Source organism: Nitrosopumilus maritimus SCM1 (assembly GCF_000018465.1).
GTDB lineage: Archaea > Thermoproteota > Nitrososphaeria > Nitrososphaerales > Nitrosopumilaceae > Nitrosopumilus > Nitrosopumilus maritimus.
Genome location: NC_010085.1, coordinates 734,006 through 759,535, shown reverse-complemented (window position 1 = coordinate 759,535; position 25,530 = coordinate 734,006). Strand labels below are relative to the sequence as shown.

Genomic DNA, 25,530 nt, shown 5'->3' with positions numbered 1-25,530 from the left:
ATTTACTAACTTTTTGATACTTTCTAATTCACGTTTTATGTAATAATCAAAATGGCTGATACTGAGCATTGAAATTTGTTGTTGATCAGCAGGTAGAAGATATTGAGATGCCTGAGAATCTCAAATTAAACACGTTTTTGCAAGAATTTCACTCTGATTGTACTCATCCAGAGTGTGGTTTTGGATTTTATGGCTTTGCCTTTGGTCAATCACCATTTCCTGTGCCTAGATTAATTCAAGAGGCACTCATCAAAAATGTAAACAAGGGAGAATATGCTGCAGTTCCTGGTATTCCTGAACTACGCAATGCAATTTCAAAATACAACAAACATTACTTTGGAATGGATGTATCTCCTGACAGAATCTATGTTGGTCCTGGAACCAAAGAACTCATCTTTAATTTATTAGAAATTTTACATGGAACAGTAATTCTACCTACTCCTGCATGGTTGGGATATCTTCCACAAATCAGATTCTTAAAGAAAAACTATCACATGTTACCAACTCGTGCAAATAAAAAAATTGCACCAAATGATCTTAGAAGATTAGCATTAAGATTACAAGACAGACAGAAAATTCTGATATTAAATAATCCTCACAACCCTACAGGATTGCTTTACAATCGGTTAGAACTTGAAGAGATTGCAGATGTTTGTAGAGAACTAAACATAACTGTAATTTCAGATGAAATTTATGCTCAAACTACATATGATTTTTCAAAATTTGTTAGTATGGGAAAAATTTATCCTGAAGGAACATTCGTTACAAACGGTTTATCAAAATCCCATGCTGCTGGCGGATATAGACTAGGTTATGTCATCTTACCACAACATGCAACTGATCTTAGAACACAATTCAAAAAAATTCTTGCAACTGAATATACAGCTGTATCTACTCCAATTCAACATGCTGCAGTACCGGGATTTGAAATCAGTCATGAGATGGATGAGTATTTTGAAATTACAAGAAATATTCACAAGATAATGGGAGAATACACATATCACAGATTAACATCAATTGATGGAATTAAAGCAACAAAACCGGAAGCAACATTCTATTTGTTAGCAGATTTCAATGCATACGCTCCTGAATTACAAAAAGCAAAGATTAGAACTTCACAAAAATTATCTGAATCATTAATTGTCCATCCATATCATACTGCAATAGTAGGTGGAGATAGCTTGGTTCTTGAAAGAACTGATTTTAGTGCAAGAATTGCGTATGTTGATTATGATGGTGCTGCTGTTTACCAAAACTATCAAGAAAATAGACCTAAAACCCACTCTGAGAGAACTGAATTTGTGACTAAAAATGCTCCAAAGATAGTATCTGGATTAGATATGATTGAAAAATTCTTTGGTTCTTTGAAAAAGGATGCCGTAGATGAATTAATGCTAATAAAAAATAACTTGAAAATCCCAAATTAAGATTGCAGTTTCTTTTCTAGTATCTCAAATTCTTCAAGTGATATCTCTCCTTTTACCAATCTCATTTGAAGAACATCTAAGGGATTTGTTCTTGTTATTGGTTTGATGATCTTGTTTTTGATTGTCTCTTTGTTAATTGAAATTTGTCTTGTGTTGTCATTTACTTTTCTTTTTATGCCATACACCGCTCCAAACAATATGCCCAAACCACCAATTGCTAGAATCATGTGTATTGTTTCAGAATTGTTTGTTTGAATTGGCTCTTGATGAACTAGTGTTGCATCAGCTTCTTGAATCAACTCTTTTTTAAGAATTGAATCAATTACAGAACTTTCTTCGTTTAATCCTACAGCCTCTTCAATAGTGATGTCTGGATAGTTTCTATCAAACCATGACTTGTATGTAACTTCATTGTAATACCTATCCAAATAGTACTGTGGGTCTTTGTTTGGATCTACAAAATCTGCTAGTTCTGCAAATACATCATTTTGTAATGGTATTAGAATCATTGAAAAAATTACAAACAAGAATCCAATTTGTGTTGTCTTTTTCAATAATGATTATTTGTCATTTTTTTCATTTAAAACATGCGTACTATTTTTTCATATGAAAAAATAGCAAGTTTTATTAGAATTAGAGATTTTGTGGTGTGATTATTTCTTTTTTCTAATTTGTTGAGCAACCATTGGCAAAAATGCCCCAACATCAGAGACAATTCCTAATGCTTGCCAGGTTCCTCTATCCATCAGTTTTGTTACTGTTGGTTGGTTGATATCAACAACAATTACTTTGACATTTGCAGGTAGCATATTCCCTGTTGCGATAGAGTGTAGCATGGTTGAAATCATGATGACCATTTTTGCATCTTTTAGAACTTTTTTGTATTCTCTTTGAGCTTGTGCAACATCAGTAATTACATCTGGTAGTGGACCATCATCTCTGATAGAGCCTGCCAATACAAATGGGACCTTGTTCTTTACACATTCATACATGATTCCTTTAGTAAGCTTCTTTGTTTTTACCATGTTTGCAATAGATCCTGCTTTGAATACAGAATTGATTGCATCCATGTGATTTCTATGACCATGATATGCCAAAGTGGCATCATGAACATTCATTCCTAATGATGTACCTATAGTTGCATATTCTATATCGTGAACTGCTAGTGCATTTCCTGCCAAAACCCCATCAATGTATCCTGATCTGATTAATTCTGATACTGCATCTGATGCGCCAGTATGCACAATTGCAGGACCACCTACAATGACAATCTTTCCGTCTTTCTTTTTTGTATTGTAAATATCATCAGCTACTTTTTTTGCAATGTGTTGAGTTGGTCTTTCACTAGAACTTGAGCTCCCCATAAATTCAAAGACGTTGGAGCCTTCTCTTGGTCTTTCAGGAGGATTAATTTTGACTCCTCCCTCCCCGACAATAATCTGATCACCTTTTTTGACATCTCTGACTGGAACACAAAATGCTCTGTTTCCTTTTACTACAATGCATTTGTCCATCATCATGTTTTCTACTTGAATCCATTTCCCTTTATGAAAAACTTGAGTATGGTTGTTAGTTGTACTGTAAAAATTATCAGGCATTACATAATTTTTTGGAGATTTTTTTAGAGTAATCTCTTTTTGAACTTTTGATACTGCCCCTTCTCTGTAAATTGTTTGTAAAATCTCATCAAGGTGTTTTTGATTTTTTCCTTTGACTAATAATCGAGCATAAGATTGATCTTTTTTTCTTTTACCTATGTTGATTTCTTGTACTTGAAACTCACCTTGCAAATCCATTATTTTATCAAAGATTTTGGTTAGGATCAATGAATCGATTAAATGTCCACTAACTTCGATCTCTTGAGAAAATTTGCTCATTTTACTATACTCCATACAATCATAACTAAAGCTTTACGTTTTATTTGAGGCTAAATTATACTGGAAGGATTACTTTGCCTTCAAATTTTGGGATATTGTCTGATTCAAATGCTTTTTCTAATTTTTCTTTTTGTTCTTGGGTTACACCTTGAACAATTGTTTTAGATGCACCACTATTGTCTACTAAAGCTAGAATGTATCCACTATTATCTGTCAATACAAAACCTGCAGATTCGTCAACGAATGCATAAAGATTCTCTTCTCCCACTGGTTTCCATACGTTTGATTTTGTATCTGTCAATGCTAATGCAGGCATTGCTTTTCCATCTGTTAATTTATTGAGATATTCTCTTGCATCTGCTACTCTTTTTTGGCCTAGTTTTAATGCTTGAAAATATTGCATAATTGTCAAAATATCTGATTGTTATAAAAACAATATTGCCTCAAAAGATAGTTATAGAATGTTGGGCAAAAAAATCCATGCCTCTTACAAACAATGTGATTATCAAATTAAATGAGATTACTACCCTGGTGGAAGACAAATCAAAATTGTCTGAATCAGAAGTAGAAGAAATAAAATCAATATTCAAAGAATTAGTAAAAAATGGAGAGAGATATGATGTTGATGAAATTGAATTTTGGTTTGAAAATGAAGGTAGTTGGAAAACAAGAGAACCTAGAATAAGAATTGCAAATCTTTCAAACTATATTCAGGACAAACATCAACAAACTGCCCATCTACGTATAATGTCTGATGATGATTGTAGTTGTGGACACTAAACCTCTAATTGTTCTAATAGTCTACCTACGATTTTTGCATTTTCCTTTCTTTCGTTAAGAATTTCATTTAACCGAGTCTCATTATTTTCTTTATTTGTGACGATTTCAAAATATTCTTCATCTAAATCACTATTGGCTTGTAGTCTTTTAATGACTTCAAAAAGTATTCCAATAACTTGTTTTTGCGCATCAATTAATTCATCTTTTTCTGTTTCAGACATTATTCTTCATCAATTATCTTTGTAAATAATTCTTTTAATTTTGGATGAGTTATACTTGATTTTGCAGATTCAAAAAAAGTTTCTAATTTGTCTTTAGAATATCCTTGAGATTGGTAAATTTTTGCTTGAAGTGCCATCTCTAATTTGTCAACCTGATGAACAATGCTGCTTTCATCAGTATTGTTTTTCTGATATTCATTCCAAATTTCCACATAGTTATGCGTCAAAGATTCAGGCAATGTTTTGATAATTTCATCAAATGCAGAATTTTCTAATTTTTGTTTTTCTTCTAATGACATCTTGTCTGGAACAATGTCTCCTATTTTTGATTCAGCAAGATCATGCAATAGAATCATTTTGAGAATTTTTTCTGAATTCAAATTCTCCAAATCTGCAATTATCATTCCCATAATTGCCATAGAAAATGTATGGTCTGCAACAGATTCTGGATTATCTATAGAAAGTTTGTCAATCCACCCTTGACGTGAAATATTTTTTAGATTTGCTACATTATGAAAAAAATCTTCAATCATTATAAAATAGAACAACTAGTCTCCTAAAGAGTTTTGAGATTTTAGAATCACATAATAGTTGAAACAAGTCATGTATTTTTATGAAAATTTACACTAAAACAGGAGATGATGGAAATACTGGACTACAAGGAAATTTACGTATCTCAAAATCTCATCCGAGAATATTTGCATATGGTGCTGTAGATGAAGCAAATGCTGCTTTGGGTATTGTGTTAACAAATTCTTTAGATGAAGATATCTTTGATGTACTTAGAAAAATTCAAAATGATTTGTTTGTTGTAGGTTCTGATTTATCTAATCCTAATCTAAATGATGTAAAAAACAGAGTTTCCTTAGAGATGATACAAGAGTTGGAGCAAAATATAGATAAATTTGAATCAGAACTCCCACCACTAACTAATTTTATACTTCCAGGAGGCTCTACTCCTACATCTAAATTACATTATGCCAGAACTGTAGTACGTAGAGCTGAAACCCTAACTGTCCAACTTGCAGAAAAAGATGAAATTAATTCAAACTGTATAATTTACCTAAATCGATTATCTGATCTATTTTTTGTTATGGGCAGATTGATCAACAAAAGAAATGGTACGGAAGACATTATTTGGAAGATCTAAAAAGACACACTTTAATTCCTCGACAAAATTATTTTTTTCAAGTGCCGTGGTAGCTCAGCCTGGGAGAGCACTCGGCTGAAGACCGGGCTGTCGCGCGTTCAAATCCCGCCCGCGGCACTTTATTATTTTAAAAAAATAATGATGGTTTTGAGTTAATCTAACTCATCATGCATCTACTAAATTATAGAAATTTTTTCCAGAGGCTGATTTTTCAGAGACGCATTTTACTGGTCCTAATGAATTACCATTATTGACATCTGAACGTAATTTTTCATTACTGAATTTCTTTACAATTGCCACTCTTGTTGTATGGAATTTATTTACAAAATTGCCTTCAATCTCAAAAGTTTCTTTAGTTGTGATCTTTACTCCTTTTGTGATTTGATCTCCCTGAGTATAATCAGAATCTTCAATGAATGTAATTGTAAATGCCTTATCGCCAATTTTTGCCAAGCTGACTGAATCGCCTACAGTTGCATAATCTGCTAATGTTGCTATCTTCTTTCACCTCCCAACAAAATACCAAAAACTTGTTTTTTGATAAATTCAACTTTGAGTAAATTCTTGACCCAGATGGCTACTTTGATCTATTATCAAAAAAAGAATTGTTTGATCGGATAATCTGAATAAATTTGCGAAAAACCAATTCTACAAAATCTTTAAAAATAACGCAAACTCTTGATTTTCGACATTCATGGCTGAAAAAAAATCTACAAAGAAAGCAACCAAATCAAAAGATACTAAGGCTAAAACAACCAAATCAAAGGCTAAGGAAACAAAGGCCAAAGTCACAAAATCAAAGGCAAAAACCACAAAATCAAAGACAACCTCAAAGGCAAAAACAACCAAATCAAAGGCAAAAACCAGCAAATCAAAGAAGAAAGAAGAACCTGTCGGAGATATGGGAATAGTCATAGTAGATGATGATATTGAGATTGATCAAGAAAAAGTCAACGAAGAGAGACGCGCTTATCTTGAAGAAGCAAGGTCTCAAGAAGCATTTGACTAGGAATCTTTATCCGATTCAATAACGTAGTACTTGTATGCGCGCATTATGTCTAATTACCGTAAAACCTGGTAAAGTGGATACTGTAGTTCAAATTTTAAAGAAAAAACGTAAGATTGTAAAACAGGTAATGGTGGTTACTGGTAGAGCAGACATTAGTGTTCTTTTGCAAGGCGGAATTGATGATATCAATAACATGGTAATTGATTTTAAGAAAATTAAAGATATTGTAACTACAGAAACTTTGATTGAAGTGGAGGTAAATCTAGGTTGGTAAGGGCCATCATTTTAGTAAAATCTCCAAAAAAACTGATTGCGGCAAGATTGAGAAAGGTTGATTCCGTATCTGACTCTTTTCCTACTAGTGGTCAATTTGATGCAGTAGCCATTATTGATGTTGAAGAACTTGCTCAAATCAAAGATGTTGCCAACCAAATTCAAAAAATCAACGGTGTTGAACGAACTGAAACCATGGTTGAAGTTCAATGACAATTAATTTAAAGAACTTCGAGGTAGAACTCCTGTGAATATCAAAAAAGTCGGAAATGTGATTTTGGCCGTAAAAGACCTAGACAAATCAATACAGTTCTACAACGAAATTATTGGATTACCAATAAAAAATCAGAGAAGAACATGGGTTGATTTGGGCACATCTGGAGCTTTATTGAGTCTACATCCAGCTTCACTAACAGAACAACAGGGAAATGCTCTTGAGAGTGGAATCACAGTCGGTTTTCTAGTCGGAGATGTAAAATCTGCAGTAGACGAATTGAAAGAAAAAGGAGTCAATATTCATCGAGACATTGTTGAGAAAGATGCAGGAAAAAATGCTGTAATTTCAGATCCTGATGGTTATTTGATTTCTTTGTTTGAACCAAGTTTCTCAGACAAAGCTGAACAAACTGGTGGATACCACGGATTTACACCTGCTTAGACAATCTTCTTTATTGAAGAAATAATTTTCTCTAAGCCTTTTTCTTTTCTATTAATGGAAACATAGTAGGTAATTTCATTTTTTTGTACAAGAACAATTGTTACTTTTTGATGTTGTAGAATTACATGTTCTAATTTTCCAACAGTACTTGCAGTATTTTTTCTCAAAGATATCAATGTTGAAATTATGAAAAATTCATTTTTTACCTGTTCAGATTTTAACAATGGTTTAAGATTTGGTTGAACAATTCCTGCCAAAGTTCTTCCATAAACATTAATCACTCCCGCATATCTTACATTCTTTGATACGTCCAAAATTTTTTGACATTGTTTTCTATATTTTACAACAGTATCTTTCCATTTGTCTGCAGGAGTTTTAGCCATATACTAAAAATTGGATTTGCAACTAATAAGGCTTATTCTAAAAAGTTTGAATAATTTTTAATCTTGTTTTTTGGATTCTTTTTCTAATTTTTTCTTTAATTCTGTATTTTCTTTTAGCAGTTTATCATTTTCAGCTTGAAGTGCTTGTACAGAATTTTGTTTAGTGTATAATGGGTGTCCTGGAGGAATTACTTGGTTTCCAGTCAACAGTCCTGCTGCATATTGTTGATACATGTGTTGGAATCCTTGAAGTTTTTGATTGATTGTTTCTGCATCTCGTGAAAATTGTTCTTTTACAGGATTTTTGTGAATGTTAAACATAGGATGTGTTAGTCCTGGGGGCAATCTAGGAAATTGTAGTGCCATATGAGGGATGTCTGGATTCAATCCATAGAGGTCTTGTAGGTGTTTATTGACGGTGTTTTCCACGAAATTAGTCTGATTTTGCTATATTTCTGCCTTGCTTTGGGCATTTGATATACAGTTTAGTGAAATCAGAGTCATTTTTGCTCAATTTGAGCTGATCGCAGATCCTTATAGATTCGCAGTTTAGATCGCTGGTACGCATGGCCGAAATGAAAAAGACGTGTCTCAGATGCAAAAAAGACATTGACGAAAAGGATCTACACAAGATTGTAATCTATGTTGTTCAAGAAAAATTCACAGAACATCATTACGAACATGTAGAATGTCCTGACAAATTCACCGTATAATAAAAAATCGGATTTATCCTTTAAACTCGTAAACCTTGTAAATTTCTCCAGTGACTCTGGAGCGATATTTCCATTCATCTTGTTTCCATATTACTTCAACAAAATCTCTTTGGAAATTTGGATGTAATCTCTGATAGACATCTTGTCCGATTAAAATTTGATTAGGTTTTGCCATGTTTTGTATTTTAGCTGCAATATTCATTGCAGGTCCCATTACATCTACATGGGATTGCTGTTCATCGGCACCGTATCTTACAACAATATTTTTACCAAAATCTACACCAATCTTTACCATCAAATCTGGATAATCATATTGATTCAAAATTGGATTGATTCCTTTTTGAATTACAGTAATCATAGATTTTGCACAATTTACAGCGTTATCCGATGCAAGTAAACCATTACTTTGTGCATCAAAATATCCAATCACAGCATCCCCTACAAATTTGAGAACATAGCCTTCATACTGTCTAATTACTGCAGCCATCTCTTGTGCAAAAGAACTGATAATGATTGCAATCTTTTCTTCAGGCATTTCCAATGTCATTGTGGTTGAACCAACCAAATCAACATAAAGTACAACCAAATCTAATTTTGAAAATACATTTTTTCTCAGGAATATGTCAGATTCATCAGCTACTCCTGAATACTGATATCCTTTCTTTAATGCTCCCCATACTCTTTTTTGAGTTTCTAAAATCATTGATTCAGAATCTAATGTCTTCTCTGATGCAGAACTGAGTAACATGTCTACTACTTTGTCTTGCTTGGAATCTGATTCTTTTTCTACACTGTTTTCAGCCATTTTTTCTCCTATTCTAAAGGAAATTCCTGTCCACATTGGGAACATTTCCCTCTTTTCCCCTTATACCCTTCATGATAATATTCTACAATTTCGCCATCACATTCATCGCAGGCAAAACCAGAGCTTTCCATGCCTAAAATTACTCAATTACATATTTAGACATTGATGAAGGTTTAAGGCAAGTAATAATTTTGTAAATCTTGTGCGTTTAGGTACACGATCTCCCAATGAATTCATCAAACTTTTGAATGAAAAAAATGATCTTATTCAAAAATCATTTCTTACAAAAATTACAGACATGACAAAAATGATCGATGCCAAAGTCATGTTGGGAGATGCAACAGTTTCAGAACAAAAAACCTTTGATCCAAAACTAGTGATGGATTATTTTCAAAACATTGGTACAAATCTCAAAGATTGGTCAATACAAGATGTAACAATATCAAACAATGAAGATCTTAGAAGAATTTTCATGAAGTTTGAAATCATGGAAGGAAACTATTTGATTTCAGGACATGTCTCAATACAATTTCATGTTTTGTTATACTACAAACCAGATCAAAGAGTGATTGATTGCCAAAAAGAATTATCTGAAATTATTGACATGACTAAAAACAAAGAAGAAGAGTTATCAAACAACAGTGATCAATATGTGTTAGACAAATTAAAAGAAATGGGATACAAGGATTTTGATCATCAAAAACTTTTTGAAGTTTTTTATGAAAATGATGAGTTTCGAGAAAAAATTTTTTCAGAAATTGAAGAACAGTCAGGAGTTGATTTTCAAAAATTATCTGAAAAAAAGACTCAGTTGTTTAATGAATTGGATTCACTTTTAGTTGAAACATATCAGACAACTCCCACATTAATTGATGATTCAAAACTTGTATCTGGTGAAGAGGGTTGTTTGTGTACATTTGATTTAGAATTTGTGAAAAATAATACTCGAGAAGGGTTGTTTGACCCTAGAAAAATGTCTGAATCTGCAAAAGAAGGTATTGTAAAACGACTAGACGAGTTTGTAACTATAATTAACTAAAAGACCAAGGAATCAGATATGAGAAAATTTCTCACAGGGGAGTTCTGATTCCCTGATATGATTTAAACGCGATTTGTTTACTATTTAGGCATTCCTAGAAATTTACGCATAAAATTTGACTAAAAAAATAATTTTTGTATAGAAGAAGTCAAATACATCGTTTTCTTAGCAACATTTCCAATGGAACCAACATTTGACGAGATACAAAAAGCAAACTCTATGCGAGGAAATGAAATAAAGAAAACTCCTTTAATTCATTCACCTACTTTTAGTGAGCTTACAAAGTCTGAAGTTTATCTTAAAGCAGAGTTCCGACAAAAAACTGGTTCATTTAAAATTCGTGGCGCTTATTACAAAATCAAATCATTATCTGATGAAGAAAAGAAACAAGGAGTGGTTGCAGCATCTGCTGGAAATCATGCACAAGGTGTTGCATTAGCTTCAGCACTTGAAGAAATTCCTTGTACTATAGTTATGCCAAAAAATGCATCCCCTGCAAAAGTGGCTGCAACAAAAGGCTATGGTGCAAATGTGGTTCTAGAAGGTGTAAACTATGATGAATCTTCTGCAAAAGCAAAAGAGATTGCAAAAGAAACTGGGGCAACTATGATACATGCATTTGATGATCCTCAAATTATTGCAGCACAGGGTGTAATTGGTTTAGAAATACTAGAGGACTTGCCAGATGTTGATCAAGTGTATCTTCCAATAGGTGGTGGAGGATTGGCTGCAGGTACCTTAATTGCAATTAAAGAAAAAAACCCCAATGTTCAGGTTATTGGAGTACAATCAAGATCTTTTCCATCAATGTATGAATCAGTAAAACAAGGATCAATCACTGCAAGTGGAGGTGCAAGAACAATTGCAGATGGTATATCAGTAAAAGTTCCAGGACAGTTAACGTTTAGTGTAATTAATGAACTCATAGACGAAGTTGTTCTAGTAGATGATACTGAAATTACAAAAGCAATGTTTCTCTTAATGGAGAGGATGAAATTTGTAGTAGAACCCGCAGGTGCTGCCAGTTTAGCTTATCTAATTTCAAAAAAACCTGCCCCAGGCAAAAAAGTAGTTGCAGTATTGGCAGGAGGAAATGTGGATATGTATCTCTTGGGACAAATAGTAGACAAAGGTCTTGCTGCTATGGGTAGATTATTGAAATTATCAGTATTGCTACCTGACAGACCAGGTTCATTCAAAGAAATTGTTGATGTCATTACCCTTGCAAATGCCAACATTGTAGAAGTTGTTCATGACAGATTAAGTTCAAATGTTAATGCAGGTTCGGCATCAGTTACTATGAATTTAGAAACTCAAGGAAAAGAGCAAGCAGATGCGTTAATTGAAGCATTAAGAAAGAAAGATGTTCAATTCACATTATTGACATAATTATTTGAATTTCTTTTTAGCAAAAGAAGATAATCCTTGTTTCTTCATCATTTCTGATTCTTTAACAACTGATTCATGTTGATTAGATTTATGTTGTTTTAGTTTCTTTTTGAGTTCTGGGAATTTGTTTGCTAAAATTTTCATTGCATAAATTCCTGCATTACCTGCTTTGTTTACTCCTACTGCAACTACAGGAGATCCCGAGGGCATTTCAGTAATAGACAACAATGAATCCAATCCTCCAAATGCTGAAAATTTTTCAGTATCTGTTTTTTTGTGGTGTTTGTCATTGTAAACTAGTATTGGTACGCCGATTACTGGAATGACTGTATGTGATGCAATCATACCTGGAAGATGTGCTGCTCCACCAGCACCTGCAATGATTATATCAAAACCCATCTTTTCTGCATGTTGTGCATACTCTGCCAATCTAGCTGGAGTTCTGTGTGCTGAAATAATTTGATCTTCATGCTTTACTTTAAAATCATCAAGAATTTCAGCTGCTCCTTTCATTATTCTAGAATCCGAACTAGAACCCATTATGATTCCAACAAGGGGTTTTTTTGAATATGTCACGATATTAGAAAAAACTAGTTAGTAATTAATGATAACGATTTAGATTTTTGATGAATCTGTAACATTAGCTATTTTTATTCCATAGATATTGGGTGTAATATGACCAAAATTTTAGGGATCATAGGCGGAGGACAGCTTGGCATGATGATAGCAGAGGCTGCCAAAAAGATGCCTGAAAATGTTTCAAAAATCATAGTATTGGATCCTACAGAGAATTGTCCTGCAGCTCAAGTAGGTGCAGAACAAATTGTTGCAGATTTCAAAGACAAAAATGCCATAATTGAACTCTCAGAAAAATCAGACATTATTACATATGAAATTGAATCAGGAGATAGCGAAGTCTTAAAATCCGTTGAAAAAAATGCAGAGATTAACCCTTCTCCTGAAACATTACATACAATTCAAGACAAATTCTTACAAAAAACATTTCTTAAAGAACACGGTATCCCTGTTCCAGAGTTTATAGAAATTTCAAACATTGATGATGTTAAAGAGGGATTGAAAAAATTTGGATATCCTGCATTGCTCAAAGCAAGACGTGATGCATATGATGGACGAGGAAACTTTAAGGTAGACTCTGAAGACATGGTCCAAACAGCATATGATTATTTCAAAGATCAAAAATTGATGTTAGAAAAATTTGTGCCATTCAAAATGGAAGTATCTGTAATTGCAGCTAGAAACACTAAAGGCGAAATCAAAACATTTCCTCTTGTAGAAAATATTCATGAAGAAAATATTTTGCGCGAAACAATTGCTCCTGCAAGAGTTTCTGAAGAAATAACAAAGAATGCCGAAAAAATTGCCAGTCAAACTATGGACGTACTAAAAGGTGCAGGAGTGTTTGGAATTGAAATGTTTGTAACTCGAGATGATCAGATTGTAATTAACGAAATTGCTCCTAGAGTTCACAATTCAGGACACCATACTTTGGAATCTAGTGAAACATCACAGTTTGAACAACATTTGCGTGCAATTTTAGGATTAGATCTTGGAAGTACCAAACTTTTACGTCCTACCATAATGTACAATATACTTGGAACAAAAACCTTTGAGGGAGAATACAAGCCATTAGAAATCCCCGAAGAAAATCTATTTCTCAAAATGTATGGAAAGAAAATTTCTAAACCCATGAGAAAACTAGGTCATTTTAATCTGATATCTACAAACAATGAATCAGTTGAAGATCTATTGAAGAAATTGGAATCCATAAAACCTAGGGCAGCAGTTCAATCTATCTGATAAGTATATTAGTTGTGAGGAAAAAAAATTATCATGGCACTAACTGCAGCACTAGTCATTACAGGAATTGCAATAGGATTGCTATTGATTTATGCTGCAGATGTTGCAGTTGCAATGTCTTCAGATAGCGACTATGGATTTTTGCCCCTTGATCACATGCAAAGAGGTATGGGATTGGGAGCACCTGCATTAATTTTACCAATTATAGCATTCTTCATTTCTCTAAAAGAACCCTCCAAAGGATTAGGAGTCATGATCATCATTACAGGTATTTTGATTATTCTTGGTGGAATTGTAGTAATGGTAAATCCAGCACCTTCAGCTGAAACCTCAGATAGAGACCCTATGGCTTCAATGGCCATGATGTTGATTCCAGCCATAATCCAATTGGCATTAGGTGGAATAAAGATAGCAAAATCTAACTGAGAATATCATGCCAATTTGTGCAAAATGTAGTAATGATGTAAAAAAAGTCTATGATTGTGATCATACCAACTTTGAAGAATATTGCGTTGAATGCTATACTGAACTCCACTATTACATGACAGAGAGTGATAATGATGCTAACTGAACGTGAAATAGCCATTTATGCTCTAGGAAAAACAGAGGGAGTTCACTCCATAGCTGAAACTCTGGGAAAGGGTCTTGATGATGAAAAATACATTGAATCTTGGAATAAAACTATGAAATTACTAGGTATTGAATTACCATTAAAAGAACTAGAGAAAATTTACAAGGAATTTGCCGAAAAGATGGAGCAAATAGTAGATGAATCAGAATCAAAAAACAAAGACAGTATAGGTAAGAAAACTCAAGAAATAAAATAGAAAATTTTGATATACTCTAAAAATTAGACAAATTTATTGAAAGCAATTATTTTAGCTGGAGGTCGTGGAAAGCGACTAAAACCTGTAACAGATTATGTCCCAAAACCACTTGTTCCAATAAAGAATATTCCAATAATAGAATGGCAAATCAGGTATCTCAAAAAATTTGGAATTAAAGAAGTCATTATTTGCACAGGTTACAAAACAGAGATGATTGAGAATCACTTGAACATGAAAGATATTGGAATCAAAATAAAATTCTCTATTGAAAAGACACCACTAGGTACTGGTGGAGCCATAAAAAAAGCAGGAAAGATGATCAATGAAAAATCATTTTTTGTGTTAAATGGAGATACAATTACAAACATTGATTTAAAAAAATTACAAAAAAAGAAAAATGCAATTGCAGCAATTGAATTAAGAACAAAATATGGCATATTGGAAACTGATGATGATAAGATCCTAAATTTTAGAGAGAAAAAAGAAATTTCAGACACATGGATGAATGCAGGAATTTATCATCTAGAAAAAACAGTTCTAAAAGAACTCCCTGATAAAGGAGACATTGAAAAAACAGTTTTCCCAAAATATGCAAAAAAAGGTACTCTGAACACTGTTAAATTCAAAAATACAAAATGGTATTCTGTAGATTCATTCAAAGATATGGAAGAATGCGCATTAGAAATAGAGAAAATAATAAAATAGATTTTTGGCTTATGCGCCAGTTCTATGAAGAGTTACCATCATGTATGCAACTTCTTCAACAAAGGGTTCATCTTTGCTAGCTGAAGCATATTTGGTAGCATCATTCCAAAAAGTAGATTCTTTGGATGAGATTTGTGCAAATGTTTGTTCGCTCAACATTTCATAGTGTATAGATTTTCGAATAATACGGCACCTCAATCAAAATTAACCCAATGCTAAAACAGAACACTAGAATATCCAATCTGCATTAGGTAATTCATGCGTATTGCATGTAGTCTAGGCTCAATGTTATCCGTAAATGAGGTTCTAAATTGTGCCGAAATTATATCTAAAACCACTGCAGACGCAATCTGGATGCCTGAAACATGGGGTATGGAGAATTTTTCAATGTTAAGCGCAGTATCAAGCAAAACTTCTACTCAAAAAATAGGCTCATCAATCATCAACATCTATTCTCGTAGTCCTGCAGCAATTGCAATGGGGGCAGTCACAGTAGATACAATATCTAAAGGAAGGGTAATTCTAGGTCTCGGAACTAGTAGTTTGCCAATCGTAGAGACTTTTCACGGATATAATTTTGAAAAGCCTTTGCAAAGAATGAAAGAATATGTTGAGATAATCAAGATGATAACATCTGGAAAACCAATAAACTATTCAGGAAAAATTTTCAATTTGAAAAATTTTACATTATTGATCAAACCACAAAGAGAATCAATTCCAATATACATTGCAGCAGTTAATGAAAAAATGGTAAATTTAACATGGGATCTTGGAGATGGTGTGATTTTTTATCTTAGACCTAAAAATGAAATGAAAGAAACGATTCAAAAAATGCAATCAAAAAGAAAGATAGACGTCACATGTCAAATAATTACATGCGTATCAAATAACGCAGAAGAAGCAATAGAACGTGCAAAAAAGACATTAGCATTCTACGTTTCCGTTGGTAAAATCTATAGAGAATTTTTGGCAAAAAATGGATTTGAAAAAGAAACATCAAACATATTTGAAGAATTTAAAAAATCAGGATTTTCATCAAATCATGAACTAGTCCCAGATTCAATGTTAAAAGAACTTACAATATCAGGAACTCCTGAAGAATGTAAAAAACAACTTGATGTTTTCAGACAAACAGGAATTGATTTGCCAATAATACAATTCAATCCAGTAGGTGACACAATGGAATCGTTTAGATTATTACAAAAAACATTTTTGGATGAATGAGTATGAACAAAGTAGGTATTGCAGCATATGGAATTACACCATTTACCAAAGATGATAAAAAAATAGAATCTGCACTTTTTGAATCAACAAAAAATTTGATTGAAAATAATCCCAAAATCAAAAAAAATGATATTGATGCAGTTTTGGTTTCAACTAACAACAACTCAAAATATCTTGCACCTATATTGTCAGAGGCCATAGGAATTCAACCAAAAACGGCACATTCTATAGAAAATCTGTGTAATTCAGGCACAAATTCGATTGTTTCAGCCTATTCGTACATAGCAGCAGGTCTGGCAGATATGGTGCTAGTAAGTGGTGCTGAAAGATATGATAGTCCAGGCCAAATTTTAGAATGGGACAATTCACGTGGAGAGTTTAAACATCCAATATTTTGGGCATCAATTTTTACGAGTTCATACAAACGAAAATTCTCAGTTACTGATGAACAGTTAGCAATAGTTTCAGTAAAGAATCACAGTCAAGCTCAAAACAATCCAAATGCTCTCTCTAAAAAAACATATTCAGTTCAAGATGTAATAGATTCTAAAAAAATTACTGATGATCTTAGATTACTTGATTGTTCGAGATCATGTACGGGAAGTGCATCAATTATTTTAGCATCAGAAAACATGATGAAAAAAATTACTGATCAACCAATATGGATTACCGGAGTAGGTCAAAAAACAATTTCAGCAGGATTTACAAAAAATGAATCATTCAATTCAATGGAATCTACAAAACATGCAACACAAACAGCACTAAACATGGCAAAGAGAAAAATTAAAGACATTGATGTGGCAGAAGTTCATGATGCATTTTCAGTATGTGAACCAATGGCATTAGAAGCAATTGGTATGGCAAATCCTGGAAAAGGTACAACCATTGTAAAAGAACTTTATGAAACAAAAAACCTCAAGATTAATCCAAGAGGAGGACTGATTGGTTGTGGACATCCTTTAGGTGCAACAGGTATTGCACAAACTATCGAGATTATGCAACAACTGCAAAATAATGCAGAAAAAAGACAAGTTGAAAATGCAAATGTTGGTCTAGTTCACAACATGTCTGCAGCAGCAACATCTTCAACTATTTTGGTGTTAGAAAAGTGATTTTTGAAGAAGAGATTTCTAAAGGGAATTTTTCAATCCCAGAATGCACTATTTGCAAAAAAATAGTGTGGCCACCAATAGAATTTTGTGACACTTGTATGGGTAAAACATCCCTCAAAAAAGGAGATTTCCAAGGTAAAATCATTGAATTTTCAAAGCAAAACGAAGATTATTTTTGCATTGTAGAGATAGAAGATTCTTTTAGAATCATGGCAAAAATGTCTAAAGAACCTGAAATTGATCAAATTGTAAAAATTTCAAAATGTGGGATGAATGAAGGGAATTATTTTTTCGAAGTTAGTTGAATTTTGTATAGATGTAAGGGGTTTCAGTAGTTTGATCAAATGTCCAAACAGTAGGAAGCGAAACTGTTTCAATTACTTGCAAATTATGATTTTCAATTAACGAACTCCATCCACCATTTGCCAAATTTCCAGACAATTGTCTTTTAGAATGAGTTCCAGCAAAAACTATCCCAGTAGAACTTTTGAGTTGATCAATAGAATTTATTTTATCAATGATACTTGTTGCCAACATATCTCCTCCCATTTGAGGCAATCCACCAATGAAAAATACTGGTTTTGATAGCTGAAATTTAGAATAGTCAAACTCTAATGCATCGTCACATATAGGATCAAAGCTTTGTTTTGTATCATTGCAGATTATTTTTTGCAATTCCACTAGACCATCATCAATTTCAATACTGTGTGTTGTAAAACCTAAAATTTTCCCACAAAATGCAATACGTCCATCACCTGAACCAATGTCAATTAGTTCTTCATATCCCAAATTTTTTGCAATTAATGTCATCAAATATGCAGAAATCATCCATGTTGGATAAAATGGCTGACAACTTGTTCCATGTTTGATACTGTTTAACCAGTAATCATTAATGTCGCCTTCATAAACTACACAATCAGTGCCCAAAATTTTTTCTTCAAAAGAGTCATGGTATATTGGATTTTTTTCTGCAAAGTTATGAATAGATTGTAAATGACCTTCATCAAGGGGGAATTTTTCAGAATTTGAGGCAGGAACAACCTCCTGAATGTGGGCATTTCCTGAATAATTTTTGGCAAAATCTTGTTTTATTGAAACTAAATTTTGAACTATTTCATCAAACATGAATTTTGTAAAAATAAGGGTTTGATAAACTCATTGTAATTTATGTTATTTTTGGGAATTAAGATATGCAATTTCTTGTTCCACTTTTTTTAATTGATCAACAGTAGTTGTTTGTAATTTCTCAATTTCTTTTAGTTCGTTTTCTGTTGGGTCCATTACTCTTTGAAATTCTAATTGTTTGAGTGTGCTAAGGTAAAAATCTCGTTGTTCAAGTAATTTTTCAATTATAATTTCAGACACAAATTATTTGAAATTAGGTCATATTTAGATAAACTGTTAACGAATTTCAAAAGTGAAATTGTCAAATTTAGTATGATTCATCATCGTTTCGGCAGTCTTCACATGGGCAATGCCAATGACATTGAAGATTTTGGCGTTGTTTTAATTCCTGTTTCTTTTTAGCCATGAATGATGTTTTTCCTCAAGAGTATTATTGTTTTACCAAATTTATCCAAGATTTGGTTTCTATCACAAATAAGAAACGAACAACTCAATGAAATTTAACGGGTATTATGTAATTACCCACCTTACTATATCTAAAAAAGAGGAAAAAAAGTATGCGTTCAAGAACAGTAACAATATCAAAGTTATCTAAAAAAACTAAAACAAATAATCAAAAAGCTGCAAAAACCCGCAGACAGCGTGGGTATCAATGGGAAGATACATTGGTTAAACGATTCAACGCTACTCCAAACTGGAAGGCATTTCGATTAGGTTCTCCCAGCATTGCACTGCCTGATGTATTGGCAGTAAACACTGAAGACAGTGCCATTTTCACTATTGAGGCAAAGTCTGGAACAAGCACTTCACTCCCAGTACCATATGATCAAATTGAAAGGTGTTTAGAGTGGGCAAAGACGTTTGATATTTACAAAAAAAGAAAGGTGTTATTGGCATTCAAATTTCTATCAAAGAAAAGATTGGGAATAGGAAAATACGAAAGCCGAGAATTAAGAGAGTTTTACAAGATTTGGGATGAAAAATTAGACATTACTGATTGTGTCTGCACATATGATGGAAAAATATATGCAAAAGTAGATGGGATGCGAAAAGAGATCAATCTAAAAGAATGTAAAATGCCATTTAAAACAAAACAACGCAAATAGTGCCAATTTTTACAAAATCTTCAAATCGTTTTTAAAGAATAAACAAGAATCAATGGTATTGTCTGAAGTAAACAAAGATGAAGAAGCCCAATTACAATGGGAAAAGGAAGCAAAAAGGATTCAGCAAATTAAAAATCCTACTGAACCAGTTGTAGAACCTACTCCAGAACCTGAACCAGTTGTAGAACCTACTCCAGAACCTGAACCAGTTGTAGAACCTACTCCAGAACCTGAACCAGTTGTAGAACCTACTCCAGAACCTGAACCAGTTGTAGAACCTACTCCAGAACCTGAACCAGTTGTAGAACCTACTCCAGAACCTGAACCAGTTGTAGAACCTACTCCAGAACCTGAACCAGTTGTAGAACCTACTCCAGAACCTGAAGAATCACAATTACCTGAAATTAGTATCAAAACAAGTTATGATGAAACTCCATCAACAGAATTTAATTCTGCAGCATTATTAGAAACAGCATCTGATGAAGAAGTAAATTCCAGAATTACTTTTGAAGAATTTACAGATGAAAAGACTCTGATCAGCCATGATGCATTTGGAAATAAACAAATGAAAATCAAAGTGTTAGAAGTATCAGATGAAAACCCTCCAATGAAATGGAAATTTGGAGATAGAGTAAAAGTAACTAAAATTCTTGTAACCATAAAACATCTAGCAACACAAGAGGTAGAAGAAGGAGAATTTGATGTAGAAGCAATTGAAAGAGAATTGCAAGAAAAGAGACATTATACATCAACAAACAGATGGATCCCTGCAGAAGACATCAAAAATGGGTATGTAGTAGGTTCAAAACATACTAGATTAATCAGTGATGCCTCAGCATTAGATTACATAGTATTCTAATAGTTCATCATTTTCCTCTGAAAAACATTATAAAGATAAGATTTCGAAAAATGTTATGAGTTCAAAAGAATTCGACGTTAATGGAACTGATTACAAAATTGTAATAACGGATCAAGTAGTAGGACATGTAAATAACCTCAAAAATCTCTACAATTCAACATATGAGGATCCTGAGAGTTTTGAAGATGTTAGTGCAGAAATTTCAAACACAATTAATGAAATTGCAGCCACAGTAGAGCCGGAAGTAGAAGATAGTGATCTTGACGGATTAATTCAAGAAGTAATCAAAGCAGTTGATAGTAAGGCTGAAGAGATTGAGAAGGAATTAGAAGGAAAAGAGTCTAAGAAAAAATCAAAATCTAAGAAATAATCTCATTTGACCTCAAACTCATAAAAATTTGGAGGATAAATTATATTCCAATTATATCAATATAGAACATGGCTAGAAGTTGCGAGTGCGGCATATGTGGGCACCATTCTGAATCAGAATGTCTTGAAAAAGAATGCAAATGTTGCATAAATTTTCATGAAAGATCTGGACCTAAACAAAAATAATTTCTAAAAATTAGTTTTCTTCTTTAAAACAACTACACTTTTTGGACATGTGCCTATTGCATCCAAAAAGTTTATGATCTTTGCAACCACATAATACGCACTTTTTATCACTCAAATCTTATCGACAAACTCCTTGATATCAGTCATAATTTTGTTCTCATCAAATGATTCTAAAATCTTTAATCTCATATTCTTTATTCTATGCACATCATCTTGATAAAGAGGAGCCATTGTCTCAATTTCTTGCTCAAAGAAATAATTTTCTAAATAACTTTTGAATTTTGATTTAAGAGGCTTGAAATCAGAGTGAGGGATTTTTGTGTCCTCAACTTTGTTTGAGACAACCTTCAAAAATCCATTGATTTTGAGTGATTCTTTTTTGATAAGGTCTAGATCTCCGGGTTTATCTTGAATTTCTTTTAGTATCTCATAAGATTCAAGAATTTGCAATAGTATGCTTTTTAGATATTCGATGTATGTTACCACAGTTAATTTCAAAATACATCTAATCTAAAGTTTAGGAAAAATAGCTTTAACTTTGTAAAATTGTACCTTTGCTTTAAATTATCATAATTTTTTGTAAGGATTATGCAGGGAGACGCATATCTCAAGTGTATTGATCCACAATGCGGTATGGAATACCCTATTGAGAGCACAAATGTTCAATGTGAAAAAGGACATCTGCTTGATGTAAAATACAAACATACTCCCTCAGAAAATCTTAAAGAAGTTTTTTACAATAGAAGAAACTCGCAAGGGAACATATTCAATGAAAGTGGAGTTTGGAGATTCAGAGAATTACTAAACTTTTGTCAAATAGATACTGAAAACATTGAAGAGTGTTCAAAATATTTGGTTTCACTTGATGGTGCAGAAGGAAGACTCTCAAAGCCTTACCATATGGCAAAGGCTTCAGAACTTGTAGGAATTTCAAATGATAATTTATGGTTACAGCCTGAAGGATACAATCCAAGTGGTTCTTTCAAAGATAATGGCATGGCAACTGCAGTAACTCATGCAAAAATGGTAGGTGCAAAAAAGATTGTTTGTGCATCTACTGGAAACACTTCAGCATCTGCAGGTATGTTTGCAGCAAATGAAGGGATAAATTGTGATGTATACATTCCCGCAGGACAAATTGCTCCAGGAAAATTAAGCCAAGCGTATCAGTTTGGAGCTCAGATTTTAGAAATTGATGGAAATTTTGATGATGCTCTAAAACAATCATTAGATGATGCACAGAATCATGATGGGTATACTGTAAATTCTGTTAATCCATTTAGAATTGAAGGACAAAAAACCATACCATTTAGAGCATTAGAATATTTGAATTGGGAAGTTCCAGATTGGATTGTTTATCCAGGTGGTGCATTAGGGAACACATCTAGTTGTGGAAAAGCATTGATGGAACTATATGAATGGGGATGGATTAAAAAAATTCCAAGAATTGCAGTGATAAACTCTGAAGGTGCAAGTACATTATCTGATTTGTATAATGGTAAATTTGAAGGAGAGGAATTAAGATGGAATAAAGGAAACCCCAATACTGAATTAATTACAAGATATTATGATGATTTAGACTCAAAAGGAATTAGACCAAAAACCAAAGCTACTGCAATTCAAATTGGTAGACCTGCAAATATTTTGAAAGGATTACGCGCACTTGAATTTACAAACGGTGTTGCAACAACTGTTTCAGATTCTGAAATGCTTGATGGAATGTCAGTAGTAGGACTAAACGGTTTTGATTGTGAGATGGCATCAGGTGCATCAGTGGTTGGAGTTAAGAAATTGACGAGTGAGGGAATAATACAAAAAGACGACACAGTGGTTGGAATTCTTACAGGCAGACAAAAAGATGCAATGCTTCCAGTAGATTATCACAATAATCCCCAAAACAAGTTTGCAAAACCTCCAAAAAATTAGCCTCAATTTTTAGGCTCAATTAATTTTAAAAATAATTAGAATCTTAAAGGTTAAATCCCTGTTTTACGAATTTAGTATACCAAAGAGATGGTGCAACAATACTAAATGAAAAAACAACATAGTTGTTCTAAGAAAATTTTCCGGAGGATATCATGGTAGATTTATGGGTTGAAATTGGAGCGTTAGCTGTACTTATTGGATTATCTGGATTCTTCAGTGGGTTAGAGGTTGCACTAGTAGGAGTAAGAAAATCCAAAGTTGTTCAATTATTCAATGAAGGTAAGAAAGGTGCTAAGGCACTTTACAAATTAAAAACAAATCCTGGATGGATGATGTCTAGTGTCAATCTGGGCAATAATTTGGTGAATGTTGGGGCATCTGCATTGGCAACAAGTGTTGCAATCAGAATGTTTGGTGATGAAGGGTTAGGAATTGCCGTGGGCATCATGACATTTTTGATTCTAATTTTTGGAGAGATTACCCCAAAAACATACTGTAATGCAAACTCTACAAAAATTGCATTAAGATACGCTCCAATATTATTAGGATTTAGTTACGCATTATATCCAGTTGTAAAATTCTTTGAAACCATTACAAAAGGTGTAGTAAAGATGACAGGTAGCAGTTATGCTCCTCCACCGATTACTGAAGAGGAGATTAAAGGAGTTATTGATCAAGGCTTGGAAGAAAAAGCACTTGAGAGAGATGAAATGGAATTAGTTCACGGGGCATTGAAATTTGATGACACTGTAATTCGTTCAGTGATGACCCCAAGAACAAAAATGTTTACACTAAATTCAAAAATGTTACTTTTTGAAGCATTACCACAAATTAACCAAAGTGGTCATTCTAGAATTCCAATTTATGGGGACACACAAGATGACATTGTAGGTTTTATTCATGCCAGAGATGTCCTAAAAGAATTAGAAAAAGACAACGAAGTTGTTAGTTTAGAGCAAATTGCAAGAAAACCAGTATTTGCATCTCAAGAAAAGATGGTTAGTTCTTTGCTAAAAGAGATGAAGGGAAGAAAAACACACATGGCAATTGTTGTAGATGAGCATGGAGGAGTTGAAGGGTTAGTCACACTAGAAGATTTGTTAGAAGAGATTGTCGGAGAGATTGAAGATGAAACGGATCTAACTAGAACTATAGGCTATGAAAGAATTGATCAAGACACAATTGTCACAAACGGAGATATTGAAATTGATATTGTAAATGAAATTTTCAAAACTAACGTACCTGAAGGTGATGATTATGCATCATTGAGTGGTTTGTTACATGAAAGACTACAAGACATTCCACAAGAAGGGGACAAAGTAGAGGTAGAAGATCTTAGAATAGTTGTAGAAAAAGTATCAAAGAATATTCCTCAAAAAATCAGAATAGAGAAAATTAGAACCTAGTCCTTCTTTGCAAAGTGTTCTTGCAATTTTTGTTTCTTTTCAACCATGTGGAAGATTGATTCAGTGTGAGCAAATGCATCAGCATATGATTTTTCAAACAACATTGCTTGCATCAACATGTGATTTTCTGGAATAACAATTCCTGTTTGATCATCTGAATACATCATTTGTACCGTATCACCGATGGAAGTAGTCATGTTTGCATGAATGTGAATCATATTAGTATCTGTAAAATTAAAGCCCATATTTTGTGCATAATCTCTAACATCTTTTGTTCCCTTTGCAGTCCAAAGTGTTGCAACACCAAATTCATTTGTAAAGAGTTCATGAATCTCAGAAGGTTTTGGTGCAGTATCTTTGAATCTAATATCCATAATGTGTAAGTGCATCTGTCTTGTAGGAACTTTGATTGCACGGACATAAAGTGGTGCATCTTTTCCAAAGTATAATTTTACATCATCACCATGATGAGGTTTTTCAGTCATTTCAATGGTGTCTGAAAGTTTTTTGTCAGTTTGTTCAATGTCTGCCCATCTTCTAACAAGTGTAACATCAAATCTAATCAAATTATCTCCAAATTTGTCCCTTAATGGTTCAAGGATTCTACCCATTCCAGTTACATTACAACTTCCTTGCATGACATGATGTTTTCCTATTGCAAGATCATAGTTTGCTCTAGAGTTAAACAACAAATCAGAAACTGCATCATCGCCCATTGTTGATTCACCACCTTGGTAAATTGCAGGAAGGTTACGTGGTTCATACAAATTTTTCTTGTTTTTGTATCCATGACCGCCAGGAGCTGCATCAATTACAAGATCAGAATTGTCTAATGCAGACTCAATAGAACCAGATATTTTGAAATCTTTGAAATCATCTAATTTTTTTTCAGGAACATAAACATTCAAGCCTCTAGAGATTGCAAGATTGACATCATCGTCTGGAGAGTATTTTCCTACGCCCACAACTAAGATTTCAGGATCATCTTTGAGAAAAGCAGTGATTCTACTGCCAATGGAACCATACCCATTAACAAAAACTTGCTTCATATCATTTCACAATATATCCCGTTTTTTTAGTTATTGATACCAGCATTAACTCCAAATAAACATCCAGTCATAAATCCAAGATTTTTTTGAAAAT

General features: G+C 33.2%; 38 protein-coding genes and 1 tRNA gene. 24 read left to right on the top strand and 15 right to left on the bottom strand.

Going from position 1 to position 25,530, the window contains the following annotated elements:
• Positions 1 to 68 precede the first annotated feature (68 nt).
• The gene (locus tag NMAR_RS04620) at positions 69 to 1,427 is read left to right on the top strand and encodes a pyridoxal phosphate-dependent aminotransferase (protein WP_012215248.1); all 1,359 of its coding nucleotides are present in this window, start codon (positions 69 to 71) and stop codon (positions 1,425 to 1,427) included.
• On the opposite strand, the gene NMAR_RS04615 is transcribed toward NMAR_RS04620, so the two are convergent.
• The 3 genes from NMAR_RS04615 to NMAR_RS04605 form a co-directional block, all read right to left on the bottom strand.
• Entirely contained in the window at positions 1,424 to 1,981 is a 558-nt protein-coding gene (locus NMAR_RS04615) for an SHOCT domain-containing protein (protein ID WP_238523207.1), read from the bottom strand. The genes NMAR_RS04620 and NMAR_RS04615 overlap by 4 nt on opposite strands.
• 99 nt (positions 1,982 to 2,080) lie before the next feature.
• The gene (locus tag NMAR_RS04610) at positions 2,081 to 3,304 is read right to left on the bottom strand and encodes an ornithine cyclodeaminase, nickel-pincer nucleotide-dependent (RefSeq protein WP_012215246.1); all 1,224 of its coding nucleotides are present in this window, start codon (positions 3,302 to 3,304) and stop codon (positions 2,081 to 2,083) included.
• A 55-nt stretch (positions 3,305 to 3,359) separates the two neighbouring features.
• Positions 3,360 to 3,707: a hypothetical protein gene (locus NMAR_RS04605; RefSeq protein ID WP_012215245.1), complete on the bottom strand. Its 348-nt coding sequence runs from the start codon at positions 3,705 to 3,707 to the stop codon at positions 3,360 to 3,362.
• A 35-nt stretch (positions 3,708 to 3,742) separates the two neighbouring features.
• Here NMAR_RS04605 and NMAR_RS04600 point away from each other — a divergent pair, with 35 nt between their 5' ends.
• Positions 3,743 to 4,084, top strand: a complete 342-nt coding sequence (locus NMAR_RS04600) for a hypothetical protein (RefSeq protein ID WP_238523206.1) — start codon at positions 3,743 to 3,745, stop codon at positions 4,082 to 4,084.
• On the opposite strand, the gene NMAR_RS04595 is transcribed toward NMAR_RS04600, so the two are convergent.
• Both NMAR_RS04595 and NMAR_RS04590 read right to left on the bottom strand, forming a co-directional pair.
• Entirely contained in the window at positions 4,081 to 4,305 is a 225-nt protein-coding gene (locus tag NMAR_RS04595) for a hypothetical protein (RefSeq protein ID WP_012215243.1), read from the bottom strand. The genes NMAR_RS04600 and NMAR_RS04595 overlap by 4 nt on opposite strands.
• Entirely contained in the window at positions 4,305 to 4,838 is a 534-nt protein-coding gene (locus tag NMAR_RS04590) for an HD domain-containing protein (RefSeq protein ID WP_012215242.1), read from the bottom strand. Before NMAR_RS04590 ends, NMAR_RS04595 begins: the two co-directional genes overlap by 1 nt.
• 80 nt (positions 4,839 to 4,918) lie before the next feature.
• Between NMAR_RS04590 and NMAR_RS04585 the strand changes: the two genes are divergently transcribed.
• Entirely contained in the window at positions 4,919 to 5,455 is a 537-nt protein-coding gene (locus NMAR_RS04585; protein ID WP_012215241.1) for a cob(I)yrinic acid a,c-diamide adenosyltransferase, read from the top strand.
• A gap of 43 nt (positions 5,456 to 5,498) precedes the next feature.
• A tRNA-Phe gene (locus tag NMAR_RS04580) sits at positions 5,499 to 5,572 on the top strand.
• A 48-nt stretch (positions 5,573 to 5,620) separates the two neighbouring features.
• On the opposite strand, the gene NMAR_RS04575 is transcribed toward NMAR_RS04580, so the two are convergent.
• The gene (locus tag NMAR_RS04575; protein WP_012215240.1) at positions 5,621 to 5,908 is read right to left on the bottom strand and encodes a hypothetical protein; all 288 of its coding nucleotides are present in this window, start codon (positions 5,906 to 5,908) and stop codon (positions 5,621 to 5,623) included.
• Positions 5,909 to 6,149: 241 nt separating this feature from the next.
• On the opposite strand from NMAR_RS04575, the gene NMAR_RS04570 reads away from it, so the two are divergent.
• The 4 genes from NMAR_RS04570 to NMAR_RS04555 are packed head-to-tail and all read left to right on the top strand — an operon-like array spanning position 6,150 to position 7,395.
• A complete protein-coding gene (locus tag NMAR_RS04570) occupies positions 6,150 to 6,464 on the top strand; it encodes a hypothetical protein (protein WP_148680100.1) in 315 nt (104 codons plus the stop codon).
• Positions 6,465 to 6,498: 34 nt separating this feature from the next.
• On the top strand, positions 6,499 to 6,738 hold the full coding sequence (locus NMAR_RS04565; protein ID WP_012215238.1) for a hypothetical protein: 240 nt from the start codon (positions 6,499 to 6,501) through the stop codon (positions 6,736 to 6,738).
• Complete coding sequence (locus NMAR_RS04560) at positions 6,732 to 6,950, top strand: Lrp/AsnC ligand binding domain-containing protein (RefSeq protein ID WP_012215237.1); 219 nt, start codon at positions 6,732 to 6,734, stop codon at positions 6,948 to 6,950. The genes NMAR_RS04565 and NMAR_RS04560 overlap by 7 nt, the downstream gene beginning before the upstream one ends.
• A 34-nt stretch (positions 6,951 to 6,984) precedes the next feature.
• Positions 6,985 to 7,395: a VOC family protein gene (locus NMAR_RS04555; RefSeq protein ID WP_012215236.1), complete on the top strand. Its 411-nt coding sequence runs from the start codon at positions 6,985 to 6,987 to the stop codon at positions 7,393 to 7,395.
• Here the strand turns inward: NMAR_RS04555 and NMAR_RS04550 are convergent.
• A complete protein-coding gene (locus NMAR_RS04550; protein ID WP_012215235.1) occupies positions 7,392 to 7,778 on the bottom strand; it encodes a hypothetical protein in 387 nt (128 codons plus the stop codon). The genes NMAR_RS04555 and NMAR_RS04550 overlap by 4 nt on opposite strands.
• Positions 7,779 to 7,835: 57 nt before the next feature.
• Positions 7,836 to 8,207, bottom strand: coding sequence for a hypothetical protein (locus tag NMAR_RS04545; RefSeq protein WP_012215234.1), 372 nt, complete (start codon positions 8,205 to 8,207; stop codon positions 7,836 to 7,838).
• A gap of 137 nt (positions 8,208 to 8,344) precedes the next feature.
• On the opposite strand from NMAR_RS04545, the gene NMAR_RS09730 reads away from it, so the two are divergent.
• Positions 8,345 to 8,491 carry a hypothetical protein gene (locus tag NMAR_RS09730; RefSeq protein ID WP_187146569.1) on the top strand — a complete coding sequence of 49 codons (147 nt, stop codon included), beginning with the start codon at positions 8,345 to 8,347 and terminating at the stop codon, positions 8,489 to 8,491.
• Between the two features lie 13 nt (positions 8,492 to 8,504).
• On the opposite strand, the gene NMAR_RS04540 is transcribed toward NMAR_RS09730, so the two are convergent.
• Entirely contained in the window at positions 8,505 to 9,296 is a 792-nt protein-coding gene (locus tag NMAR_RS04540) for an adenylate/guanylate cyclase domain-containing protein (RefSeq protein WP_148680099.1), read from the bottom strand.
• A gap of 202 nt (positions 9,297 to 9,498) precedes the next feature.
• Between NMAR_RS04540 and NMAR_RS04535 the strand changes: the two genes are divergently transcribed.
• The gene (locus NMAR_RS04535; protein ID WP_012215232.1) at positions 9,499 to 10,335 is read left to right on the top strand and encodes a hypothetical protein; all 837 of its coding nucleotides are present in this window, start codon (positions 9,499 to 9,501) and stop codon (positions 10,333 to 10,335) included.
• Positions 10,336 to 10,515: 180 nt separating this feature from the next.
• The gene (ilvA, locus tag NMAR_RS04530; RefSeq protein ID WP_012215231.1) at positions 10,516 to 11,724 is read left to right on the top strand and encodes a threonine ammonia-lyase; all 1,209 of its coding nucleotides are present in this window, start codon (positions 10,516 to 10,518) and stop codon (positions 11,722 to 11,724) included.
• Here the strand turns inward: ilvA and purE are convergent, their stop codons facing one another.
• Positions 11,725 to 12,300, bottom strand: coding sequence for a 5-(carboxyamino)imidazole ribonucleotide mutase (gene purE / locus NMAR_RS04525; protein ID WP_012215230.1), 576 nt, complete (start codon positions 12,298 to 12,300; stop codon positions 11,725 to 11,727).
• Between the two features lie 99 nt (positions 12,301 to 12,399).
• Here purE and NMAR_RS04520 point away from each other — a divergent pair, with 99 nt between their 5' ends.
• Genes NMAR_RS04520 through NMAR_RS04505 form a run of 5 tightly spaced genes read left to right on the top strand, consistent with a single transcriptional unit; the run spans position 12,400 to position 15,074 of the window.
• Positions 12,400 to 13,542: a 5-(carboxyamino)imidazole ribonucleotide synthase gene (locus NMAR_RS04520; RefSeq protein ID WP_012215229.1), complete on the top strand. Its 1,143-nt coding sequence runs from the start codon at positions 12,400 to 12,402 to the stop codon at positions 13,540 to 13,542.
• Positions 13,543 to 13,575: 33 nt separating this feature from the next.
• Positions 13,576 to 13,968: a hypothetical protein gene (locus tag NMAR_RS04515; RefSeq protein ID WP_012215228.1), complete on the top strand. Its 393-nt coding sequence runs from the start codon at positions 13,576 to 13,578 to the stop codon at positions 13,966 to 13,968.
• Positions 13,969 to 13,975: 7 nt separating this feature from the next.
• Positions 13,976 to 14,113: a hypothetical protein gene (locus NMAR_RS09725; protein WP_187146568.1), complete on the top strand. Its 138-nt coding sequence runs from the start codon at positions 13,976 to 13,978 to the stop codon at positions 14,111 to 14,113.
• Positions 14,100 to 14,369, top strand: a complete 270-nt coding sequence (locus NMAR_RS04510; protein WP_238523203.1) for a hypothetical protein — start codon at positions 14,100 to 14,102, stop codon at positions 14,367 to 14,369. The genes NMAR_RS09725 and NMAR_RS04510 overlap by 14 nt, the downstream gene beginning before the upstream one ends.
• Positions 14,370 to 14,405: 36 nt before the next feature.
• The gene (locus NMAR_RS04505; RefSeq protein ID WP_012215226.1) at positions 14,406 to 15,074 is read left to right on the top strand and encodes a nucleotidyltransferase family protein; all 669 of its coding nucleotides are present in this window, start codon (positions 14,406 to 14,408) and stop codon (positions 15,072 to 15,074) included.
• A 9-nt stretch (positions 15,075 to 15,083) separates the two neighbouring features.
• Here NMAR_RS04505 and NMAR_RS09720 read toward each other — a convergent pair whose 3' ends face one another.
• Complete coding sequence (locus NMAR_RS09720; protein ID WP_187146588.1) at positions 15,084 to 15,233, bottom strand: hypothetical protein; 150 nt, start codon at positions 15,231 to 15,233, stop codon at positions 15,084 to 15,086.
• A gap of 99 nt (positions 15,234 to 15,332) precedes the next feature.
• Here NMAR_RS09720 and NMAR_RS04500 point away from each other — a divergent pair, with 99 nt between their 5' ends.
• The 3 genes from NMAR_RS04500 (at position 15,333) to NMAR_RS04490 (ending at position 17,715) form a co-directional block, all read left to right on the top strand.
• Positions 15,333 to 16,298 carry an LLM class flavin-dependent oxidoreductase gene (locus NMAR_RS04500; protein WP_012215225.1) on the top strand — a complete coding sequence of 322 codons (966 nt, stop codon included), beginning with the start codon at positions 15,333 to 15,335 and terminating at the stop codon, positions 16,296 to 16,298.
• Positions 16,299 to 16,300: 2 nt separating this feature from the next.
• Positions 16,301 to 17,410, top strand: coding sequence for a thiolase family protein (locus tag NMAR_RS04495; RefSeq protein ID WP_148680098.1), 1,110 nt, complete (start codon positions 16,301 to 16,303; stop codon positions 17,408 to 17,410).
• A 98-nt stretch (positions 17,411 to 17,508) separates the two neighbouring features.
• Positions 17,509 to 17,715 carry a hypothetical protein gene (locus NMAR_RS04490; RefSeq protein ID WP_238523202.1) on the top strand — a complete coding sequence of 69 codons (207 nt, stop codon included), beginning with the start codon at positions 17,509 to 17,511 and terminating at the stop codon, positions 17,713 to 17,715.
• Here the strand turns inward: NMAR_RS04490 and NMAR_RS04485 are convergent.
• Together NMAR_RS04485 and NMAR_RS04480 are read right to left on the bottom strand one after the other, a co-directional pair.
• The gene (locus tag NMAR_RS04485) at positions 17,708 to 18,535 is read right to left on the bottom strand and encodes a hypothetical protein (RefSeq protein WP_012215222.1); all 828 of its coding nucleotides are present in this window, start codon (positions 18,533 to 18,535) and stop codon (positions 17,708 to 17,710) included. The two genes, NMAR_RS04490 and NMAR_RS04485, sit on opposite strands and share 8 nt — an antisense overlap.
• A 45-nt stretch (positions 18,536 to 18,580) precedes the next feature.
• Entirely contained in the window at positions 18,581 to 18,775 is a 195-nt protein-coding gene (locus NMAR_RS04480) for a hypothetical protein (protein WP_012215221.1), read from the bottom strand.
• Positions 18,776 to 19,092: 317 nt separating this feature from the next.
• On the opposite strand from NMAR_RS04480, the gene NMAR_RS04475 reads away from it, so the two are divergent.
• The 3 genes from NMAR_RS04475 to NMAR_RS04460 all read left to right on the top strand — a co-directional run bounded on the left by NMAR_RS04475 (position 19,093) and on the right by NMAR_RS04460 (position 20,870).
• Positions 19,093 to 19,641 carry a PDDEXK family nuclease gene (locus NMAR_RS04475; protein WP_012215220.1) on the top strand — a complete coding sequence of 183 codons (549 nt, stop codon included), beginning with the start codon at positions 19,093 to 19,095 and terminating at the stop codon, positions 19,639 to 19,641.
• 409 nt (positions 19,642 to 20,050) lie between these two features.
• A complete protein-coding gene (locus NMAR_RS10060) occupies positions 20,051 to 20,500 on the top strand; it encodes a hypothetical protein (RefSeq protein ID WP_148680306.1) in 450 nt (149 codons plus the stop codon).
• 55 nt (positions 20,501 to 20,555) lie between these two features.
• Positions 20,556 to 20,870, top strand: coding sequence for a hypothetical protein (locus tag NMAR_RS04460; RefSeq protein WP_012215218.1), 315 nt, complete (start codon positions 20,556 to 20,558; stop codon positions 20,868 to 20,870).
• A 296-nt stretch (positions 20,871 to 21,166) separates the two neighbouring features.
• Here NMAR_RS04460 and NMAR_RS04455 read toward each other — a convergent pair whose 3' ends face one another.
• Positions 21,167 to 21,553 (bottom strand): hypothetical protein, encoded by a 387-nt coding sequence (locus NMAR_RS04455; RefSeq protein ID WP_012215217.1) that lies wholly within the window; start codon positions 21,551 to 21,553, stop codon positions 21,167 to 21,169.
• Between the two features lie 90 nt (positions 21,554 to 21,643).
• Between NMAR_RS04455 and NMAR_RS04450 the strand changes: the two genes are divergently transcribed.
• Together NMAR_RS04450 and NMAR_RS04445 are read left to right on the top strand one after the other, a co-directional pair.
• Positions 21,644 to 22,981: a threonine synthase gene (locus NMAR_RS04450; protein ID WP_012215216.1), complete on the top strand. Its 1,338-nt coding sequence runs from the start codon at positions 21,644 to 21,646 to the stop codon at positions 22,979 to 22,981.
• Between the two features lie 152 nt (positions 22,982 to 23,133).
• Positions 23,134 to 24,387 carry a hemolysin family protein gene (locus NMAR_RS04445; protein ID WP_012215215.1) on the top strand — a complete coding sequence of 418 codons (1,254 nt, stop codon included), beginning with the start codon at positions 23,134 to 23,136 and terminating at the stop codon, positions 24,385 to 24,387.
• Here the strand turns inward: NMAR_RS04445 and NMAR_RS04440 are convergent.
• The gene (locus NMAR_RS04440; RefSeq protein ID WP_012215214.1) at positions 24,384 to 25,436 is read right to left on the bottom strand and encodes a type II glyceraldehyde-3-phosphate dehydrogenase; all 1,053 of its coding nucleotides are present in this window, start codon (positions 25,434 to 25,436) and stop codon (positions 24,384 to 24,386) included. The two genes, NMAR_RS04445 and NMAR_RS04440, sit on opposite strands and share 4 nt — an antisense overlap.
• Positions 25,437 to 25,530 lie beyond the last annotated feature (94 nt).